Source organism: Acinetobacter sp. Root1280 (assembly GCF_001425285.1).
Classification (GTDB): Bacteria; Pseudomonadota; Gammaproteobacteria; order Pseudomonadales; family Moraxellaceae; genus Acinetobacter; species Acinetobacter guillouiae.
On record NZ_LMED01000015.1, the window covers coordinates 1 to 20,546 of the forward strand.

Sequence of the window (20,546 nt, forward strand, 5' to 3'; positions counted from 1 at the left end):
TGCAATTGCAGCAGTTAAAGTTGTTTTACCATGGTCGACGTGACCAATTGTACCCACGTTTACGTGTGGCTTATTACGTTCAAACTTAGCCTTAGCCATGAGAGCTTCCTTTTTAAACTACTCATGCAGGGTCACTGCATGAGCACTTGGTTTTTAACTATGAATTAGTTTGGGCTTATAGTAATCGAAAGATTACTCGTCGTCACCTTTTTTACCGCCAGACTGGAATTTAGAAATGATGCCTTCAGCCACGTTACGTGGAGTTTCAGCATATTTAGCAAATTCCATAGAATATGTCGCACGACCTTGAGACATAGAACGCATTTGAGTCGCGTAACCAAACATCTCAGCAAGTGGAACTTCAGCACGAATTGCTTTAGTACCGCCAGGTAAGTCGTCCATACCCTGAACCATACCACGACGACGGTTTAAGTCACCCATGATATCGCCCATGTAGTCTTCTGGAGTTTCTACTTCAACTTTCATGATTGGTTCAAGCAAGATAGGATCTGCTTTCATGAAACCATCACGGAATGCGTAAGAACCTGCCATTTTGAACGATAATTCGTCAGAATCGACATCATGGTAAGAACCATCAAATAATGTCGCTTTGATACCCACAACAGGGTAACCAGCCAATACACCATTCTTCATACGTTCTTGAATACCTTTGTCAACCGCACCGAAGAATTCTTTAGGTACTACACCACCTACAACTTCTTCAGCGAATTGGTATTCTTTACCAGCTTCTTCAACATCCATAGGCTCTAAACGAACATATACATGACCGAATTTACCTTTACCACCTGTTTGACGTACGAATTTACCTTCTTGCTCAACACTCTTTTTGATTGTTTCGCGGTAAGCAACCATTGGTTTACCAATGTTCGCTTCAACGTTAAATTCACGCTTCATACGGTCAACAAGGATGTCAAGGTGAAGCTCACCCATACCCGCAATAATCGTTTGACCAGATTCTTCGTCTGTGCGTACACGGAACGATGGATCTTCTTTAGCCAAACGACCAAGAGCGATAGACATTTTTTCTTGGTCAGCCTTAGTTTTAGGCTCAACAGCAAGAGAAATTACTGGCTCTGGGAATTCCATACGCTCTAGTGTAATGATGTTTTTCTCATCACAAAGCGTATCACCAGTTGTTACGTCTTTAAGACCTACACATGCAGCGATGTCACCAGCGCGAATTTCTTCAACGTCTTGACGATCATTTGCGTGCATTTGTACGATACGGCCAATACGTTCACGTTTAGACTTAACTGGGTTATATACTGGGTCGCCTTGTTTAAGAACACCAGAATAAACACGTACGAAAGTCAAGTTACCTACGAACTTATCGTTCATGATTTTGAACGCTAATGCAGAGAACGGCGCTTCATCAGATGCTTCACGAATCGCTTTAGTTTCAGCTTTGTCGTCAAGAATACCTTCGATAGGCTTAACTTCTGTAGGCGATGGTAAGAATTCAATTACAGCATCCAACATACGTTGAACACCTTTGTTTTTGAATGCTGTACCACAAAGCATTGGTTGGATTTCGCCAGCCAAAGTTTGCGTACGAATACCTGCAACGATGTCTTCTTTAGAAAGATCACCTTCTTCTAGGTATTTGTCCATCAACTCTTCAGATGCTTCTGCAGCAGCTTCAACCATATTGGTGCGCCATTCTTCAGCAGATGCTTGAAGATCAGCAGGAATATCACCATATTCGAACTGCATACCTTGAGAAGCTTCATCCCAAATGATTGCTTTCATTTCGATCAGGTCAACAACACCTTGGAAATTTTCTTCAGCACCAATTGGAATCACTACAGGTACAGGATGAGCACCTAAACGAGTACGCATTTGTTCAACAACACGGAAGAAGTTTGCACCAGTACGGTCCATCTTGTTCACGAATGCTAAACGAGGCACTTTATATTTATTTGCTTGACGCCATACAGTTTCTGACTGAGGTTGAACACCACCTACAGCACAGTAAACCATGCACGCACCGTCAAGAACACGCATAGAACGTTCAACTTCGATTGTGAAGTCTACGTGTCCCGGTGTATCAATTACGTTGATACGGTGTTCAGGGAACTGCTTGCCCATACCAGACCAGAAACAAGTCGTAGCAGCTGAAGTGATTGTAATACCACGTTCTTGCTCTTGTTCCATCCAGTCCATTGTTGCTGCACCGTCATGTACTTCACCAATTTTGTGAGATACACCTGTGTAGAACAAAATACGTTCAGTAGTTGTAGTTTTACCGGCATCAATGTGCGCAGAAATACCAATGTTACGATAACGAGAAATTGGGGTTTGACGAGCCATGATTTCTTGCATTCCTAAATTTTGTTGTTTAAAACAGGACGCATCAATGAAGCATTGATGCGTACGGATACTCGATACGTAATGGGCAACTTAAATACCCGCAAATCCCCCACTTTGGTAGAGGGCGATGTTAAATCGTGCTGCAGTACGCATGAGTATTCTCCTGATTAGGGACTGTTTTAGCCGCTTAGAAGCGGTAGTGAGAGAAGGCTTTGTTAGCTTCAGCCATACGGTGCACATCTTCACGTTTTTTGATCGCTGCGCCTTTACCTTCAGCTGCATCAAGCAACTCACCAGCAAGACGTAACGCCATAGTTTTTTCAGAACGCTTAGCAGCAGCATCTACCAACCAACGCATAGCTAGGGCAGTACGACGGGATGGGCGTACTTCCATAGGTACCTGATAAGTAGCACCACCAACACGGCGTGCTTTTACTTCGACCATAGGACGAACTTTTTCAAGAGTAGTCTCGAAAAATTCAACTGGGTCTACTTTATTTTTTTCTTGAACGCGGTCTAAAGCACCGTAAACGATACTTTCAGCAATAGACTTTTTACCATCTTGCATTACGTGGTTCATGAATTTAGCGATTGTTTGGCTACTGAACTTAGGATCCGGAAGGATTTCACGAGCAGCGACTACGCGACGTCTTGGCATTTTAATCTACCTATAAATATGACACTTCAGGTTTATCCAGCATCAGCACAAAGTGTCGTGTGCTATTCGCTGGCCTTACTACACGTCGCTTGAATTTCACAAAATTAATGCAGAAATCAGACAAGCGAGACGATAAAGGATTGCGGCTCTATATTCTTAAGAAGCTAATCTTTAAAAGATTATTTCTTAGGACGTTTAGTACCGTATTTTGAACGAGACTGGTTACGATCTTTAACACCAGCACAGTCCAAAGAACCACGAACGGTATGGTAACGTACACCTGGTAAGTCTTTAACACGACCACCACGGATAAGAACAACACTGTGCTCTTGTAGGTTATGGCCTTCACCACCGATATAGCTAGAAACTTCGAAACCTGAAGTTAAGCGAACACGGCAAACTTTACGCATTGCTGAGTTAGGTTTTTTAGGTGTAGTTGTATAAACACGTGTACAAACACCACGACGTTGTGGACAAGCCTTCAACGCAGGAACTTTTGATTTTTCAATCAAAGTTGTGCGACCCTTACGGATCAACTGATTTGTTGTTGCCATATGGCAATTCTCCCGTTAATAAAAAGCCTCAAAAAATTACCACTTTTTGAGGGCATGCAATTGTAAGCCAAGAAGTAAAAATGGTCAACATTCAACATGGTGTCAAATATTGACCATTTCAAGCTTTGGCTAAATGAATGATTCAACTTACTCAGGCTTACTTTCTGATTTTGTTTCAGTAGCTTCTTGCGTTTTTTCAGACGCTTTTACCGTATTTTCTGTAGACGCTTTGGCTTTTACCGGGGTACGCTTTTTTGTTACAGTTTTTGCAGTTGTCGATGTTTTCGCCACATCAGTTACTTTCGCTGTAGTGGTCTCCACTGCTGCGACTTTCTTTTGTGCGGTACGTCGAGGTTTTACGGGTGTCGCTTTGTCTTGCTGTTGAGTCGCATGTTTATCTTCAATGTGCGTTTCAGCCAGTTTTTGAATCCCCTGCTCAACTTTTTGCTCAGCATTGGATTCTTCAACAGCTTCACTGGTTTTTTCCTTCACTTCAACATGAGTAATTGCTTCATTTTCAACCTGAGGCTCGACTTTCTCTGCAAGCTTTTCTGCTTTGCTGTCTTCTAAAAGCAAGGGATGCGCGTTTGAGATCAATTGACTAAATTTTTCATAAGCATCTAATACATCAATTTTTTCATCAGAATGCTGTAGCAGATATTGCCTTGCGCCAGAAAATACGATTTGAGCTTTATCGGTTGCATCATCGACCAGTTTCCAGCTATATGCAGCACTGATGCTCATCGTGGCTAAGGGGGTGAGTCGTGTCAACAGACTAAAATGTGGAAGATTATTCATCCATGGCAACTTAAATGTACCATCCTCATTTGCCACCCATTTTTTTAACAGCTCTATATCATTGCTCGAACCTAAAAGCTGTTGCAATTGGCTCACATTGTGGGTTTGCAACACCCCTGCAAAAGTTCGTATTGCCGCCATTAATGCGTGTTTTTCAGCAACAGTGCCTAGATCAATTTGTTTAAAAATGTATTCAACAACAGCGTGATCTTTTGCATTCAACTCAAAACCATGCGCTCGCCCAGTGTGATAAACACTTCGAAGTGCCAAAGCCAGTGAACTAGGTACATCAAGAATTGCGCCTAAGCCGCCGAACGCGCCTGTAACCGTACCTTGAATTGCAGCAATAATTTTATTCTGATTCGCCAGCGCAGTACTGATCCGTTGTGAACGTTCAGGATCCTTGGCCAATTCTGCCAAGCTTTTTGCACCCACTTCTTTTAGAACAGCATCTACAGAAGTCAGCTCTGAAACAAACTCATTTAGCTTATCAAAAATAAAATCAGACAATTTATCGTTTAAATCTGGTGAAATAAACGAAGCGACATTATTGATTTTTTTATAATGTTTCCCCAAAAGCTGCCCGGTTACATTGGGTAAATGTTCCCGTAGCATTTGTTGAGGATTTTCATATTGTTTACGTTCAAAAGCACTTTTTTCTTGAGCAGTACCTTGTACAACGGATTCATCTTTAGGACTGTGGCTCAATTTACTCACTGTACCAGGAGCAACATGATTGATCACACTTAAGCCTGTTTCGCTTAACTTTTTGGCCACGCCAAAAGCATTTGAAATAAATCCGCCTGATTGTTTTTTATTAGAATTTGCCATGTGCACCCTCGTAACTGTGGTTTTTCAAACACTAAAGCTTGTATTAAATAGTTTCTCAACGCTTACATTAATGTACTGATTCACGAATCAATACAATCACTATTTCACAAAATTTCAATACAGATCATCATACTATACAATTATAAACAATCTAACCCTAGTTTACTTGCAATTACAGCACTCAATTTACTTAAAAATACTTTTCATAACAAATAGATGTCACAATTTGTCGCGGACAACTTATGTACCAGTGGTCATCTCAGCCTTTGCCAGTTATGATAGATTCATTGGATAAAATATATATAGAATCATTATGAAGCAAAATTTTCAAAATCAAATTAAGCACAGTTCAGAACAAAAATATCAAGCGGAACTAGAACGCTTAAAAGAACAAGATCAACATAGAAAGCCAGCAGGTTGGCAACTTTCTGCCTACGCTGTTCGCTCATTTATCTTGGGTGATGCCAAGCTGGATATTCAAAAAAAGTTTTATGGTGATGATGCTTTAGTTGACCGCGCCTTGGTTACGTTGATGGGCAATCAGGGTTTGATGCTGGTGGGTGAACCAGGTACAGCAAAATCGATGCTTTCAGAGCTATTTAGTGCTGCCATTTCAGCCAATTCTCAGCTCACAATTCAAGGGACAGCAGGGACAACCGAAGACCATATTAAATATTCTTGGAACTACGCACTCCTTTTATCGGAAGGACCAACAGATAAATCACTGATTCCCTCCCCGCTCTTCTATGCCATGAAAAACGGACAAATTGCCCGCTTTGAAGAAATCACCCGTTGTCCACCTGAAATTCAGGATGTGTTGGTGTCTTTACTGTCTGAGAAGCAAATGATGATCCCTGAAATGGGACAAGATTTTAGTTTGCAAGCGACACAAGGATTTAACATCATCGCAACAGCAAACTTGCGTGATCGTGGCGTACATGAAATGTCAGCAGCATTAAAGCGCCGCTTTAACTTTGAAACAGTAAAACCAATTCGTGATCAAAAATTTGAAATCGAACTGGTGGGATTACAACTTAAGAACCAGCTTGCTGATTTATACAGTGAAATCCAAGTTCGCCCAGAAGTTATCGAACTCTTGGTGACCATTTTCAATGAGCTCAGAACAGGACAAAGTCTGCAAGGCGCAACACTTAAAACGCCTGATGCTGTTATGTCTACTGCTGAAGCGGTCAATATTGCCCATGCGGCAGGTCTACAAGCCATTTATCTCAGTGATGGAAAATTAAAAGCAGAACACCTCGCACAACAATTGATTGGAGTTGTGTTTAAAGATAATCCAGATGACGCTAAACGCCTACGTTACTATCTGGATACTGTGGTGAAAGAGCGTGCACGTAAAGATGCCGACTGGAAAAGTTTCTATGACGCCAGCCGAGAGTTTTAATCATGCAGCTGTTGGATCGAAATATAGAGAGAGGTGAAATGCCTGAACGCTTAAAACAGGCATTTCAACTGAAACAGCAAATGGCAGAGCAAAACGTTTTTTTTGCGCCAATCCGCCATCATAGCCCCGCTTGTGCATACGCGTTAAAACAATATATCGATGAACTAAAGCCCACACACATTTTAATCGAAGCACCAACAAGTTTTGAATTCTTAATTGAAAGCTTACAGAACCAAGCCACTCAGCCTCCTGTGGCTATATTTGCACAAGCACAACGCTCTTCCAATAAAACCTCACCCAAAAAAGGCGCTGCAAATAAAGAGAGTGCTGGCGAAGAACATGAAAGTGATGACGAGGTTCAACCAGAAATCTTTTCTGCCTACTTCCCTTTTTGTGAATACTCACCTGAATGGGTCGCCATCCAACAGGCAAAACTCATTCAAGCAGACGTTAAATTTATTGACTTGGATTGGGCAAAACAAAGTGCCTTAAAAACACAACAGTCCGATTTGGACTGGCAACAAAAAAGTTTGCTGTCTGAACGTTATTTTGCGCATAGCCAATATATCCAAAAACTTGCTGAAACCATGCATTGCCGAAATCACGATGAACTTTGGGATCATTTATTCGAGCTGCAAAATGTTGAACAACTGCAACATGCTCAAACTTTTTTTGATGATGTTTTTGCTTGGTGTTCATTGGCACGTCTGGATTATGAGCGTGAGGTACTCTTACAAGATGCTTCATTACATCGTGAAGATGTGATGTGGAATTGCATCCAAGACAGTATTGATCCCAAGCATAAAATTTTGGTGATCACGGGTGGCTTTCATAGTCTTGCCTTAATTGAAAATCTAGCAGCCCCACAGCAAGCAGAACGTTTTATTGTCCAAGATCAAAAGCAACACTGGCAAGAGCAAGCTTGGCTGATTCGCTATAGTTTCGATCGTTTAGATGCTTTAAATGGCTATGCTTCAGGTATGCCCTCACCTGCATATTACCAACAACATTGGCAAAATTTAAAATCTGCAAACAACCCAACGGTTGAACAGACGCAACTGCAATTTTTTCAATATTTAAATGAGTTGTGCCATTTTTTAAACCAAGAAAATGCACTGGATGTAACGCCTTATATCGCGCTAAAAAATACCGCTGAACTAGCTTGGCAATTGGCTTGCCTTCGAGGACATTACCAACCGAGCCGTTATGATTTACTCGATGCCTTACAATCTGCCTTAATCAAAGGGGAAATGGATGATGGACAACAGCATTTATTTACCCTGATTTTTCAGTTTTTAAGTGGGCAACAACTTGGTAAGGTTGCTCAAAATCAGCACAGCCCTGCATTATTACAAAATACCTATCAACAGATTAAAGCCTATCGTTTTAATTTAAATGACACCATTTTACGCAATCGAAAACTCGATATTTATCGTAAACCTTTACATCAGAACATTAGTCAATATTTGCATTTATTGGAATTTGTCGGCTGTAATTTTGCTCAACGTATTTCAGGCCCAGATTTTGTTCAAGGTGCCAGTCTGGATTTGCTATTTGAGGAATGGCGTTATGCATGGACACCCAGTGTCGAAGCGCGTTTGATTGAATTGGCAGAAATGGGCAATCAACTCGAACAAATTGCACTGCTTAAAATTATTAAACTACAGCAAGAAAATGAAGCAAAAGGTGTGGGACAATCTGCCTTTGAAACTGCCAAATTGCTGGCTTTGGCATGTCGCTTAGGATTAAAGCAACATTTAGAATTGCTCCGTCAACAACTCGATACTTTTTTAGAAAGCGATCAAAACCTTGCCTCGGTGATTGGTGCAGCACAGCAATTGTATTATTTGTGGCATGGTCACAAGCTGTTAAATTTACCCGAAAATATCGTGATACAAAGTTTAAGTTTTGCCGTCTATCAGGCCTGTTTTTTACTTGATCAAATTTACGATACCCACGAAGAAAAAGTTGAACAAAATCTTAGCAACTTAAAAACCTTGCATGAACTGATTTTAAATATCAAGCAACGAAATCTTTCACTACAGCATGCAGTCGTAAATGCACAAGATGTAGATTTACTGGAACTGATGTATAGCCAAATTGATCTGGCAAAAATTGATGAGTTTCATCTTAGTTCACTCAAAGGTGCGCTACATACTTTACAGTTTTTAGATCATGAAATTGAGCAAAATCAGCTTCAACAACAATTACAACTGGCTTTTGCAGTGGGAAGTGATCCTGAAGATGCTGTGCAATACCTACATGGCATGTTTTTTATTGCGCCTGAAATCTTTGTGCAATCCAAGGTTGCAATTGATGCACTTCACCAATTGGTCAGTCATTGGACGGAAGACACCTTTATTCGGATTTTACCTGATTTACGCTATATCTTTAGTCAGCTTACCCCAAAGCAAAGCACTAAAGTATCTAAAATTATCGCAAAAACCACAGGACTTGGCGAGGATGTCATTCTCGATCAGGTACTCAGTCATATTGGGGAACAGGATGTATTCCAAGGCATACAACTTAACCAGCAACTGCAAAAAATATTTGAATATGATCACTTAGATCGCTGGGCAAGCAATCGCTCAAAACAACTCAATCCAGAACAACTCAACCCAAAACAACAGCTTGAACCGCCATCAGAACAACAAGGAGTGAATAAATGAGCCAATTACCTCCTGAACCAAATCTTGATGAAAACTCAGATACCCCCGCTTCTCTTGATGCAATGGATCAAGCACGCCGTTGGCGCTTGATGCTCGGTCGCTATGCCGACCAGAATTTATCAGCAGCGGCATTGTCAGGCGATCAACTAAAACTTGAGCGCAACCTCGATTATCTCTACCAAAATGAATATAAACGTCGTGGCATCCAACAAGGGAAAAATCGCCATGGCGGTTTGGAAGCCTCGCAGCTTAACGCGATTAACTGGCTCAACCAAAGTCGAAAACTGTTCCCAAAATCGACCTTTGAACGTATGCAAAAACAAGCCATAGAACGCTATGAGTTAACTGAGTTATTTAAAAATCCAGAGCATGTAAGACAACTTGACCCCAACCCTGCAGTAGCTAAAGCTTTGCTGAGTATGCGTGGTCGTTTAAGCAATGAGATGAAAGATGCGATTCGAGAATTAATTCAAAAAGTCGTGGAAGAACTCTTACAAAAAATCCGTACACAATTTTTAAAAGCACTACAAGGTCGTCGTAATCGTTTTAAGCGTTCACATCTTAAACAGACACAAAACTTTGATTGGAAACGGACCATTCAAGCCAATCTCAAGAATTATCAGCCTGATTTACAAAAACTGATTATCCAAACCCCTTATTTTAATGCCCGTGTACAGAAACATTTGCCATGGGAAATTGTACTGTGTGTCGACCAAAGTGGCTCGATGATGGATTCGATCATGTATGCAGCAGTATGTGCCAGTATTTTGGCAGCTCTCCCTGCGGTCAATATTAGTCTGGTCCTGTTTGACACCCAAATTGTTGATTTAAGCCATTTGGCACATGACCCAGTTGAAGTCTTACTGACCATTCAACTCGGTGGCGGAACCAATATTGGTCAAGCTTTGCAATACTGTCAAAAGAAGATTAAACAGCCCAATCGCAGTATTTTAGTCTTGATCAGTGACTTTGAAGAAGGTGCATCCGTTCAACAAATGCTCAATACCACCAGTCAACTCAACCAACAAGGCTGCAAACTGCTTGGGCTTGCGGCGCTGGATCAAGCAGCCAATCCTGTTTATGACATCAATATGGCACAAAAACTCCAAGAACGTGGTATGCAAATCGCAGCAATGACTCCTGAACATTTGGCGACATGGTTTGCAGAGGTGATGCAATGAGTTGGCATATTTATACCCAATACGATGAAGACAGCCTAACCATGCACAGTAATGCTGGTCTTCTACGTCGTGCCCGTAAAGCCTTAGATGCTGTTGAACTACTACAACAAGAGCACGATCAACTGGTATTTAAAGTCGAAGAATGTGAAGTTAAACTGCCCTTTGAAGGCATCACCAAAGCACTGTGTAATTGTTCAGCACAAGGCTGTTGTAAACACATTCTCAGCAGTATTTTATGGGTTCAGGAACATGAAACACTACTGGCTACCGCAAATAGCCCAAGTGAAAATAGCCCTAACAATAATCGAGAAGATACAGTACTGCTAGCTCAACATACTGAGCCATCTGAGCAAGTAACAACATCAGCCCTTGAAACTGTTTTAGAATTTGATCCAAGCAAAATCCAAAAAAAAGCAGGCAAAGCCAATATTCGTTTGGCCTATGAATTTGTACAAAATTGGTTGCTGCAACCTGAATCCTGTCAAATTGATATTCAAGAACATAAAATCACTTTTCAAACCGATTTAAGTCCCAATCCAGTTGTTCTCTACCCCGCAACAGGGTTTGAAGGCATGTTGTCAGAAATTGCAGATAAACAAAAAGTTGCTGGGCATTTGGCATGTATTGCTTATTTAGTTCTGAAAAATGCCCCTGAAAAATGGCAATGGTCCATTGATACAACAGCGCAACAACACCATCCTACTCAGCAACTTTTGCCTGATGATCAGGTATTGATCCAAGAACTTAAACTCATTTGTCAAAACTTTATTCAGCAAGGTTTGTCACATCTGGCCAAAGAAATGGTCATGTCACTGCATATTTTAAATATGCAAGCACGCGCACAAAACTTACCACGTTTAGGGAGCTTATTGCGTGCCTTACATGGCTCAATGAAGCAGTTTTTGGAAGCAGATGTACAGGTTGATGAGCAGCAGATTTTTAATCAATTGGCACATTTGTATGCCTATTTGGCTGCACTGTCAGAAATCGAGCATTTAAATCCAGATGTTAAAGCCGAAGCATTGCGACAACTTCGTGGTGCTGTACAACGCGACTATCAACAAGAAAGCATAGCACATCTGATCCCTCTTGGTTGTGAATGGTGGAATACAGAGAGTGGTGCACATGGTCTAACAGTGTGCTTCTGGGATGCAAAAGAGCAACAACTCAAAGAAGTGACTCAGGCACGTGCCAATCATTTAGATCGTACCTTTGATATGCACAGTGCAGCCAATACTGGAATTTGGGGAAGTTCTCTCAGCTTTTTACTCCAACATCAACTTGAACTAACCCATGCAAAATCCAGTTCAGATACACAACTCAGTGCCAGCACAGATACTCGTTTTTTACCAAAAGGCTTGTTGAATGCACTCAGCCAATCTGACTTAGAACAGATGAATATTGGCATTTCAACATGGCAATCTTTACAGGAAATGCTTGTTCCGCATTCAAGCCTAGAACAGCTTAAATCACGTTATGTACTGCTTCGCCATAAAAGTATCACAGCGCCTGAACTCAACGAACTAGAGCAATATTTTGAATACCGTATTACTGACGATGAAAATAGAGCACTCAAGCTGGTCATTCCGATAGAACCAGAATACCGTGCACGAATTAAACATCTCACCCAACTGATTCATAATGAAAAAATTATCACAACATTGGTGCGTATCGAAGCAACACAGCAACAGATTCAATTCATTCCATGTAGTGTGTTTTTAACAACGCCAAAAGGTTTAAAAATATTCAGTCTGGATTATGATTATCCTGTACAGAAGAAAAGTAGCTTGGTTGAGCTGATTACTGGTCGAATTGAAAAATTGCTCGAACAAAAAAAACAATGGAAACATCAGCAACATTTATCTGCATTAGACCTTTTGATCTTGGAATCACAAGCCTTGTTTGAATTCTATGCAAATACAGGTCGTTCAAAACTGGATATGGATGATCTGGTTAAACTGGATGATTTTGCTGAAAAGTTTGCAGATTTGGGTTTAAGCTTTATTCAAAACTCACTCAAATCAGATTCCACACAGCACAATTTAGCCAGTCAGCTTTTAAAATGGCGACATGTTTTATTACAACTACAACGCCTAAATCATAGAATCGCTTTAGAAGGACAAGTTACGTCGTGATAAATTAAGCTTGCTATTTAAATTGATGATATTTTTCTATAATTTTAGTGAACTACCAAGCACAGTATTAAAGCCTAAAGTATTAGCGCCTATAGAAAAGCAACAGCGAGTTGCTCAAAAGGAATACAGATGTTAAATAAACTTTTTTCAAAAATTGAGTCGATGTTTTTAAAGCCTGAGGATAAGGCAGTGAAAACACAACAAGCAAACTCAACCGCTGATCATGACCACATTCAAAAACATAATGAAGATTTAAAAAATAAAGTTGAAAAGCTCTACCATATTTTCCAGCCTTTGGCCGTCATTGAAGACCAACTTGATCAAAATGTGGTTTTGTTTATTTTGGATGGAGAAAATCCAGAAATATTACTTAAATTACAGCAATACCCGCATGAAAAAGCACTGCTTTTACTGGAAAAGCCGGGTACCTATAGCTGGTATTGGCCTCAAAACAATCAATCACTGGATAAAAAAGAAAATAAGCTTGCTGAAGCAGCACTAAAACTACGCCGTCGTTATTATGGTGAGATCTTTGAAGAATTAGAATTTGAACAAATCATTCGTTTTGCCAAAGTGCTTGAAGCGGCAACACAACAGAAAAATTTTACCAATATTTATGAAAAAGTGCCCGCTTGGTTTATTTATCTCACGGTAGATACATTTATTACCGCGTTTGATAGTCAGCAGTTTAGTGAATCAGATCCGAATAAATTGTTAAAGCAAAATTGGACCCAACAGAAACTATTTGATTTGCTTGAAAGTGATCAACAGGGTTTAGGCGATGAACTGTTGCCTTATTTATTTGAACGCCAAAATATCGACAGTTATCATTCTAGTAAATTAGATAAAATATTATTACTCAAGGACACCCAAGATTTCATTTCAGCCCGATTAGATCAACTCAGAAAACTTATTCCAACACTGAGCATCATTGGACAAGAAAACTTTTTAGACTATATCGCCAAACAAACAGCATTGATCAAACAAATCCCCGACTTGATTGTAAAACTTTCTGTAGGGAAATCTAAAACCATTCGTACTAAAGCCACCAGTTTATTGACGAATTTAAATCCAGAAGATAGCCAAAAATATTTAAATCAAAATCTATTGGAAGGTTCAAGTCAGGAACGTGGCTTTTCTGCAGATCTATTGGCACGTTTAGGTGCTGACAATCTAACTGTACTAGAACAAGCTTTTGCACAAGAAAAACAAAAATCTGTACAACAAATCTTACAAATGGCAATTCAGCGCTTAAGATCTGTTGATACTGCTCAATTACAGCAAGATTTTGAAGCACCAACCTTTCAACCGTTTGTTGAACAAAAAATTCCAGCAAGTTTTACCGAGGTTATTTTAGAAAATTATCAAGAAATTTTGGCTAAAGCTGAACAGAATGCTGCCGATGAAATTGAAGAGAATAAAACAGCAAGTTATAAAAGAACTTGGGCTCAAGATCATTTAAAGCAGCTTAAAAAAATTAATCATCAAACCTTAACATCGATTGTTGACCAACTGAACGGTGATGCATCTTTTAAAAATGTACACCAAGTTGAAAATATTATTACCCATAAAAATAAATATAAAAAATATCCTGAGTTTTCCATTAATCATGCCATGAGAATCATTGCGATACGCAATCGGAATTGGATTTATTGGCCTAATTTATTTGAAATGCTTAAACCTGAAGAATATGCCAATTATGAACTTCGTCATATCGTTCAGGCCCTAGATGCGGCTAAATTTAATAATCCCAAACGTAGAGTCGCTCAAGGGATTCTAGCGGGATCATCCTATTATCAAAGTTTACAAGATCATATTTATGAAAAAGATAAAATTTGGCCATTTTTTGCGGAAAATCAAGAATATTTAACTGAAGCGTTGGGGCTTTCTCCATCTTTAGAAAAAAATGAATATCAAAGCTTTAACCCATCCGATGCCATCTTTGTACTTAAATGTTTCCCATCCTTGCCAGTACAATTTATTCCGCGCTTACTCGAATTTGCATTGGGTGAAAATAAGCGTTTGCGTTATGAAGCGCAAGAAACCTTACAACACCTTCCAGACATTCATCAACGTGCCATTGAAGCTCTAGATTCGGGTAAACAAGACATTCGAATCACTGCAATTGAATGGCTAGCACGTCTACAAAATCAGGATGCAGTAAAACCGCTGAATGCTTTACTTAAAAAAGAGAAGAAAGAAATCGTTCGAGCTGCTCTTCTAACGGCATTGGAAAAGCTTGGACAGGATATTAGTGCTTATCTCAAACCAGAAGTGCTACTAAAAGAAGCAGAAGACGGTTTAAAAGGCAAACTTTCAAGCAGTTTTACATGGTTTGATTTTGACACATTACCAAAAGTGAAATGGCAGAATGGTAAAGAGGTTGACCCTAGAATTGTCAAATGGTGGGTGATATTGGCTGAAAAACTGAAAGAGCCTAGAGCCAATGCCTTATTACAACGCTACAGTGGCTTACTCGATCAAAAAGATCAGGTACAACTTGCCAATCATTTATTACACAGTTTTATTCATCAAGATACCTTACAAACACCATTGGATGAAGCAACGCAATATGCAACCACAGAAGCGCCTGGCCGTCTGAGTTCTTATCGGGATTCATACAAACGTTATGGTGAAAAATACCCTGAATATTATGCCAAATATGGCACCATCACCTTAGAAGAAGTGATTGAAGAGATTAAACGCGAACGTTTAGGACTTTATCTGGGTTCCGCGATCAAAAGTAAAGGTATGCTTTCACTGACCGCCAATGCACAAGGAAGTTTTGCAGTAAAACAATTGCAGAACTATATGAAGCAACACTACCCTCGTCGCTCACAAATTGAAGCCATGATTAGTGCATTATCGATCAGTAATGACCCATTAATCATCCAACTGTTGCTTTCACTTTCACGTCGTTACCGTACTGCTTCAGTGCAAACACTTGCAAACACATTGGTTGCTGAGATTGCTGAACGCAATCAATGGACAAGTGATGAGCTGGCTGACCGTACTATTCCAACAGCAGGTTTAGATGAAAATGGTGTGTTACAGCTACAATATGGCTCACGTAACTTTAGCGCCATTGTCGATGATAAAGACAAATTCATTCTTAAAAATGAAGAAGGTAAAGAAGTTAAAGCACTACCTGCTGCCCGCCAAAATGATGATGAAAGCCTGATCAAAGAAGCCAAAGCACTATTTAGCACCAGTAAAAAAGAGTTTAAACAAGTCGTTGATATGCAAACAGGTCGTTTGTATGAGGCGATGTGTAGCGAACGTCAGTGGAATGTTGCTGAGTGGCAAGAGTATATCTTTGCCCATCCGATTATGAGACGCTTAATCCAAAAGCTGATTTGGCTTGAGATCAAAACCAATGGTGAAAAAATCAGTTTTAGACCAAGTGATGATGGTGCATTACTGAATTTAGATGATGATGAAATCGAACTCAGCGCAGACAGCAAAATTCAAATTTCTCATGCGGTTTTGGTCGGTGAAAAGGAAGCGAAAGATTGGATTGCACACTTTAAAGACTATAAAGTGAAATTCTTATTTGAACAGATGACTCATCACCTGCCGAAGCTTGAAGATGATAATGTCACTGAAATTAAGGATCATAACGGCTGGCTTACAGATACCTTTACCCTCCGTGGTGTAGTGACAAAATTAGGCTACCAACGTGCCAGTATCGAAGATGGTGGTTCATTTGACCGCTATACCAAGCCGTATAAACAGTTGGGTATCGATGTAGAAATTACATTTAGTGGAAGCTATGTACCAGAGGAAAATATTCCTGCTGTACTTTATGAACTGACTTTTAGTAAAAAAGCCAGCCGCTCTTGGAACAACAATGAACTTCCACTTAAACAGATTCCACCAATTTTATTGGCTGAGAGTTATGCAGATTATTTAAAAGTTGCTGCATCGACATCAGGTTTTGATCCAGAGTGGGAAAAGAAAACGCCTTGGTAATTCATAAAGACAAAGAAATTTTGTTTAGGCTTGCTACAGGCTATAACAGTTGTATTGCAACCGATATGATTGGTCTTGATGGTCATCATATCGGTTATATGGGTAATTCAACTCAGCAGGTAAAGAGAAGCCTTGTTCTACAATAGGGATAAAACACCATGCTTGTTCCAGCAATTTAAAATTTATTTCAAAAATTAGTGCTTCAAACCATCTCTAGTAAGCCCTGCTTATGGATGGTTTTGCCTAATTGATGTAAATATCCATCATGAATTCATATTATTATAAAAATAATAAATATATTTATTTTCAGTTATTTAATTAACTTTTAAGCATACAATATATTGTTTTAAATGATGCACAAGAATCAATATCTTTCGCCATTGAACTAAAAAAGTAAACGCGTTTAAATGTAAACATTCATTCTGTATTCTAAAATAAAGGACTTTGCATGAACCGTCGTGTTGTCATCACTGGTATGGGCATTAACTCATGTATCGGTAATACATTGGAAGCTGTTAAGCACTCTTTGGAAAATGGTATTTCAGGGACACGTCATAATTCAACTTACGAAGAACTTAATTTTAAAAGTCATGTCAGTGCCGCAGCAGAACAAGATTTTGATGGTATTGACCGTAAACTCAAGCGCTTCATGGGCGTATGTGCAATGTATGCCTACAATTCAGCGCTTGCAGCTGTTGAACATGCTGGCTTAACACCAGAGCAATTGGGCGGTAATCCTCGTTACGGTATTGCAGGGGGTTCAGGTGGTAACTCAACGGCGTCTGTTACAGAGATGGTTAAACTTTTAGAAGAAAAAGGTGCGCGTAAAATTGGCCCATTCTTCGTACCACGTAATATGTCAAACACCATTACTGCCAATGTCGGTGTTGCATTTAAATTACAAGGTGTTGCTCATTCAATCACCAGTGCTTGTGCAACTTCAGCTGATGCGATTGGCTATGCTTACAACCTAATTCAATTGGGTAAACAAGATTTAATGTTGGCCGGTGGCGGTGAAGAAGATCACTGGTCACAAAGCTTATTGTTTGATGCGATGGGCGCACTATGTTCTAAATATAATGATGCTCCAGAAACAGCTTCACGCCCATACTCAGCTGACCGTGACGGTTTTGTGATCGCGGGTGGTGGTGGTTTTGTTGTACTTGAATCACTTGAACATGCTCAAGCACGTGGTGCAAATATTCTTGCAGAAGTGGTTGCTTATGCTGCAAATTCGGATGGTGCGGATATGGTTGCACCATCAGGTGAAGGTGCTACCCGTTGTATTTTAATGGCTTTAGAAGAAGCTAAACAACATGGCGTAGATAAGGTTGACTATGTCAATACCCATGGTACTTCAACACCTGCTGGTGATGTGACTGAACTTCTTGCGATGGGTCGTGCATTTGGTGAAGGTAATGTTCCACCATTAAGCTCAACCAAGTCTATGACAGGTCACAGTCTGGGTGCTGCTGGTGTTCAAGAAGCCATTTATTCTGTATTGATGATGCAAAATGACTTTATCGCGCCAAACATCAATGTCACTGAGCTTGATGAAGGCACAAAAGGTTATGACATCGTACTTGAAAAACGCGATACAAAATTGAATACTGTGATGAGTAACAGTTTCGGTTTTGGCGGTGTCAATGCTTGTCTCATTTTTAAAAAATGGGAAGGCTAAACAAAGAATTGTTGATCATTCAAATTTAAAATAAGTTTGGATGATCAACATCTCGCACACTGCCCTTAAAAGGGTAAATTGATGGATGCTCCTTCAGAAGCTTTCCTTTGGGTAAAAGCTTTACATATCATTGCAGTCGTGTGTTGGTTTGCAGCACTGTTTTATCTCCCGCGTTTGTTTGTCTACCATGCCATGAGCGATGACAATCTAAGTCATCAGCGTTTCGAGATCATGGAGCGTAAATTATATCGGGGCATTATGTGGCCTTCGATGATCGCAACATTGATCACCGCACATTTTCTCGTAGACTGGGGTGATGCTACACGTCATTACCATGAAGCTTTATGGTTTTATCTAAAAGTCGGTTTAGTTGGTCTTTTAGTAATTTACCACTTTGTTTGTGGCTATTACCGTAAAAAACTGATTGGCAATGCACATTATAAATCGCATAAGTTTTGGCGATTTTTCAATGAGATGCCAACCCTGATTTTATTTGCAGTGGTGATTTTAGTGGTCGTTAAACCAACATTTTAAATTGTAGATAGAAACCTCCTAAATGGAGGTTTTTTTATACATCTCGATTGGGTAAAGGCGGATCATAAGCATCACCTAAATATTGAAAATCATCTTGTAACCAATACCAGTATTGCCCTTTATTCAAATATAACTGATGTAAAAGCGCAGTAAAGTTCTGGGCAATAATAGGTGAATCACCAATCGTTGCATGAGTTTCAAAAAAGCTATCATAACATTGACCTCGTCTAGCTTGCGCCATATCAATACTGATGTATTGACTCATTTCATCTACCTTTGCGATTAAAAACCAGTCATGACTGATATCATCATTTTCCAATTCCAAATCGATTGATTCGTCTGAGAATAAATAAGTATTAATCGGTATAAATTGATGACTCGCGACGATTTCAATTGAATAAGCTTCTTGTGGAAAAAATTTTATTCCATTGGTTTCACGATAAAAGATCTTCACATCATCAGGAATATTTTGTGGCAAATTTTGTGCTAACTGTGCAGGATACACCTCACAGCTTGGATCTTGTTTTATGGTTTCTATTAACTGCAATATTTCCATTTTTATCACCCATTTTTAAGTAAAACTTGGCGTATTTTTCTGTTCATCGGTGTTGAATAGCACTTTTCAATGGCCCAACTCAATACAAAAACAGCAATAAAATAAATTGGTAATAGCATTAATTTTTCAACAGCTAAGGTTTCTTTGGGAAAATAAAAAACTTTAAATAAACCCAAGATAATCAAATGAAACAAGTACATTTCATAACTACGTTGTCCAATCCACGCTACACCTTTTGACAATATAGAGCGAGATTCAGTATATGGGTTCTGAGCAAAACAGAAGATCAACATTGCTGACAATATGGCAAAAATGCTGATTCCCCACGTACTAACCTCTTTGATTGGTGCATATAAATAAACAGCGGCCATCAACAAAACAATGATTGGAACCACGATTTTTGAAACCTGTATTTTTTGTCCCATCCGCTGAGTCATTAAAGCAGTTAAGCAACCCATCGCAATTCCGTCAAAACTTGAGAAGTAATGATAAAGATAAGCCCCGCTTTCCTCAGCAAAATGCAATGAACGGAAATAAGGTGCATAAATGATGATTGCCAATAAAAATATAATAAAGCCTTTACCACGGCCTAATACAACACATAAAATTGGAAATGCTAAATAGAAGACTTCCTCAACAGATAAAGACCATAGCACGCCTAGCGCATAATTCACCCAGCCATTTTCAATGATCAGGATATTCATCCAAAAGGTAAAAGCAGAAAATACAGTTAAGCCATAAGAGACTTCAATACCGTTTGGCGCTTGATTGATAAAGGGTTTTAACCCCATTGCACCCAGTGCCGTCACCAGCGCCACCAGTAGGACCAAACAAGGCATAATTCGGGCAATACGGCGGATATAGAAATCTTTGAGCTTAATCTGCGCGAGTGTGCCACTTCTTTGTAAAGTATGTTGGGTGATTAAAAAACCTGAAATCACAAAAAATAGGGTCACACCATAATTACCATTGCGGGCAATTAAGGTACTTAAGCTTTCGCCAAAGATTTGTATACCTAGAAATGTGTCATGCAGTTTATAAGGAATATTAAAATGGTGGAGAAGTACCAATAAAATTGAAACTCCACGTAAGAGATCGATCTTGTTATTGCGCATATATGCAGTTGTTTATCGTAAATGATGCTATTAAACGTGCTTTTTATTTTTATTTCAGTAATTTATTTTGAATAATTTGTTAAATTTCACATTGAACCTATGCAATCAATCACGGATAAAACCAAA

15 protein-coding genes are annotated in these 20,546 nt (G+C 39.5%); 8 read left to right on the top strand and 7 right to left on the bottom strand.

Annotation, left to right across the window (positions count from 1 at the left end; translation table 11 throughout):
- From ASC84_RS13540 to ASC84_RS13560, 5 genes are all read right to left on the bottom strand, one after another.
- Positions 1 to 99: GTP-binding protein (locus ASC84_RS13540; RefSeq protein WP_009586195.1), on the bottom strand; the 99-nt coding region annotated here is incomplete at its 3' end.
- A gap of 93 nt (positions 100 to 192) precedes the next feature.
- Positions 193 to 2,331 carry an elongation factor G gene (gene fusA / locus ASC84_RS13545; RefSeq protein WP_004723654.1) on the bottom strand — a complete coding sequence of 713 codons (2,139 nt, stop codon included), beginning with the start codon at positions 2,329 to 2,331 and terminating at the stop codon, positions 193 to 195.
- A 187-nt stretch (positions 2,332 to 2,518) separates the two neighbouring features.
- The gene (gene rpsG / locus ASC84_RS13550) at positions 2,519 to 2,989 is read right to left on the bottom strand and encodes a 30S ribosomal protein S7 (protein WP_004655203.1); all 471 of its coding nucleotides are present in this window, start codon (positions 2,987 to 2,989) and stop codon (positions 2,519 to 2,521) included.
- Positions 2,990 to 3,168: 179 nt separating this feature from the next.
- Entirely contained in the window at positions 3,169 to 3,543 is a 375-nt protein-coding gene (gene rpsL / locus ASC84_RS13555) for a 30S ribosomal protein S12 (protein ID WP_004648013.1), read from the bottom strand.
- 147 nt (positions 3,544 to 3,690) lie between these two features.
- The gene (locus ASC84_RS13560) at positions 3,691 to 5,172 is read right to left on the bottom strand and encodes an EcsC family protein (protein WP_056515550.1); all 1,482 of its coding nucleotides are present in this window, start codon (positions 5,170 to 5,172) and stop codon (positions 3,691 to 3,693) included.
- A gap of 313 nt (positions 5,173 to 5,485) precedes the next feature.
- Here ASC84_RS13560 and ASC84_RS13565 point away from each other — a divergent pair, with 313 nt between their 5' ends.
- The 8 genes from ASC84_RS13565 to hemJ all read left to right on the top strand — a co-directional run bounded on the left by ASC84_RS13565 (position 5,486) and on the right by hemJ (position 18,749).
- Complete coding sequence (locus ASC84_RS13565) at positions 5,486 to 6,577, top strand: AAA family ATPase (protein WP_004817563.1); 1,092 nt, start codon at positions 5,486 to 5,488, stop codon at positions 6,575 to 6,577.
- 2 nt (positions 6,578 to 6,579) lie between these two features.
- Positions 6,580 to 9,246 (top strand): DUF5682 family protein, encoded by a 2,667-nt coding sequence (locus ASC84_RS13570; RefSeq protein ID WP_056515553.1) that lies wholly within the window; start codon positions 6,580 to 6,582, stop codon positions 9,244 to 9,246.
- On the top strand, positions 9,243 to 10,427 hold the full coding sequence (locus ASC84_RS13575; protein ID WP_056515557.1) for a VWA domain-containing protein: 1,185 nt from the start codon (positions 9,243 to 9,245) through the stop codon (positions 10,425 to 10,427). The genes ASC84_RS13570 and ASC84_RS13575 overlap by 4 nt, the downstream gene beginning before the upstream one ends.
- The gene (locus tag ASC84_RS13580) at positions 10,424 to 12,562 is read left to right on the top strand and encodes a hypothetical protein (RefSeq protein ID WP_056515560.1); all 2,139 of its coding nucleotides are present in this window, start codon (positions 10,424 to 10,426) and stop codon (positions 12,560 to 12,562) included. Before ASC84_RS13575 ends, ASC84_RS13580 begins: the two co-directional genes overlap by 4 nt.
- Before the next feature lie 129 nt (positions 12,563 to 12,691).
- Complete coding sequence (locus ASC84_RS13585; protein ID WP_056515563.1) at positions 12,692 to 16,534, top strand: DUF4132 domain-containing protein; 3,843 nt, start codon at positions 12,692 to 12,694, stop codon at positions 16,532 to 16,534.
- Positions 16,528 to 16,680, top strand: a complete 153-nt coding sequence (locus ASC84_RS22940) for a hypothetical protein (protein WP_227515148.1) — start codon at positions 16,528 to 16,530, stop codon at positions 16,678 to 16,680. The genes ASC84_RS13585 and ASC84_RS22940 overlap by 7 nt, the downstream gene beginning before the upstream one ends.
- Positions 16,681 to 16,982: 302 nt before the next feature.
- On the top strand, positions 16,983 to 18,215 hold the full coding sequence (locus ASC84_RS13590) for a beta-ketoacyl synthase N-terminal-like domain-containing protein (RefSeq protein ID WP_004723663.1): 1,233 nt from the start codon (positions 16,983 to 16,985) through the stop codon (positions 18,213 to 18,215).
- An 81-nt stretch (positions 18,216 to 18,296) separates the two neighbouring features.
- Positions 18,297 to 18,749 carry a protoporphyrinogen oxidase HemJ gene (gene hemJ, locus ASC84_RS13595; RefSeq protein WP_004723664.1) on the top strand — a complete coding sequence of 151 codons (453 nt, stop codon included), beginning with the start codon at positions 18,297 to 18,299 and terminating at the stop codon, positions 18,747 to 18,749.
- A 34-nt stretch (positions 18,750 to 18,783) separates the two neighbouring features.
- On the opposite strand, the gene ASC84_RS13600 is transcribed toward hemJ, so the two are convergent.
- Positions 18,784 to 19,305: an SMI1/KNR4 family protein gene (locus ASC84_RS13600; protein ID WP_056515566.1), complete on the bottom strand. Its 522-nt coding sequence runs from the start codon at positions 19,303 to 19,305 to the stop codon at positions 18,784 to 18,786.
- 5 nt (positions 19,306 to 19,310) lie between these two features.
- The gene (locus tag ASC84_RS13605) at positions 19,311 to 20,420 is read right to left on the bottom strand and encodes an acyltransferase (RefSeq protein WP_056515569.1); all 1,110 of its coding nucleotides are present in this window, start codon (positions 20,418 to 20,420) and stop codon (positions 19,311 to 19,313) included.
- Positions 20,421 to 20,546 lie beyond the last annotated feature (126 nt).

What these genes read in the sequence shown, in the direction of transcription:
- ASC84_RS13565 (WP_004817563.1), top strand. Translation starts at nt 5,486, where the DNA reads ATGAAGCAAAATTTTCAAAATCAAATTAAGCACAGTTCAGAACAAAAA.
- ASC84_RS13580 (WP_056515560.1), top strand. Translation starts at nt 10,424, where the DNA reads ATGAGTTGGCATATTTATACCCAATACGATGAAGACAGCCTAACCATG.
- ASC84_RS13600 (WP_056515566.1), bottom strand. Translation starts at nt 19,305, where the DNA reads ATGGAAATATTGCAGTTAATAGAAACCATAAAACAAGATCCAAGCTGT.
- ASC84_RS13570 (WP_056515553.1), top strand. Translation starts at nt 6,580, where the DNA reads ATGCAGCTGTTGGATCGAAATATAGAGAGAGGTGAAATGCCTGAACGC.
- ASC84_RS13560 (WP_056515550.1), bottom strand. Translation starts at nt 5,172, where the DNA reads ATGGCAAATTCTAATAAAAAACAATCAGGCGGATTTATTTCAAATGCT.
- fusA (WP_004723654.1), bottom strand. Translation starts at nt 2,331, where the DNA reads ATGGCTCGTCAAACCCCAATTTCTCGTTATCGTAACATTGGTATTTCT.
- ASC84_RS13590 (WP_004723663.1), top strand. Translation starts at nt 16,983, where the DNA reads ATGAACCGTCGTGTTGTCATCACTGGTATGGGCATTAACTCATGTATC.
- ASC84_RS13605 (WP_056515569.1), bottom strand. Translation starts at nt 20,420, where the DNA reads ATGCGCAATAACAAGATCGATCTCTTACGTGGAGTTTCAATTTTATTG.
- ASC84_RS13585 (WP_056515563.1), top strand. Translation starts at nt 12,692, where the DNA reads ATGTTAAATAAACTTTTTTCAAAAATTGAGTCGATGTTTTTAAAGCCT.
- rpsG (WP_004655203.1), bottom strand. Translation starts at nt 2,989, where the DNA reads ATGCCAAGACGTCGCGTAGTCGCTGCTCGTGAAATCCTTCCGGATCCT.
- ASC84_RS13575 (WP_056515557.1), top strand. Translation starts at nt 9,243, where the DNA reads ATGAGCCAATTACCTCCTGAACCAAATCTTGATGAAAACTCAGATACC.
- rpsL (WP_004648013.1), bottom strand. Translation starts at nt 3,543, where the DNA reads ATGGCAACAACAAATCAGTTGATCCGTAAGGGTCGCACAACTTTGATT.
- hemJ (WP_004723664.1), top strand. Translation starts at nt 18,297, where the DNA reads ATGGATGCTCCTTCAGAAGCTTTCCTTTGGGTAAAAGCTTTACATATC.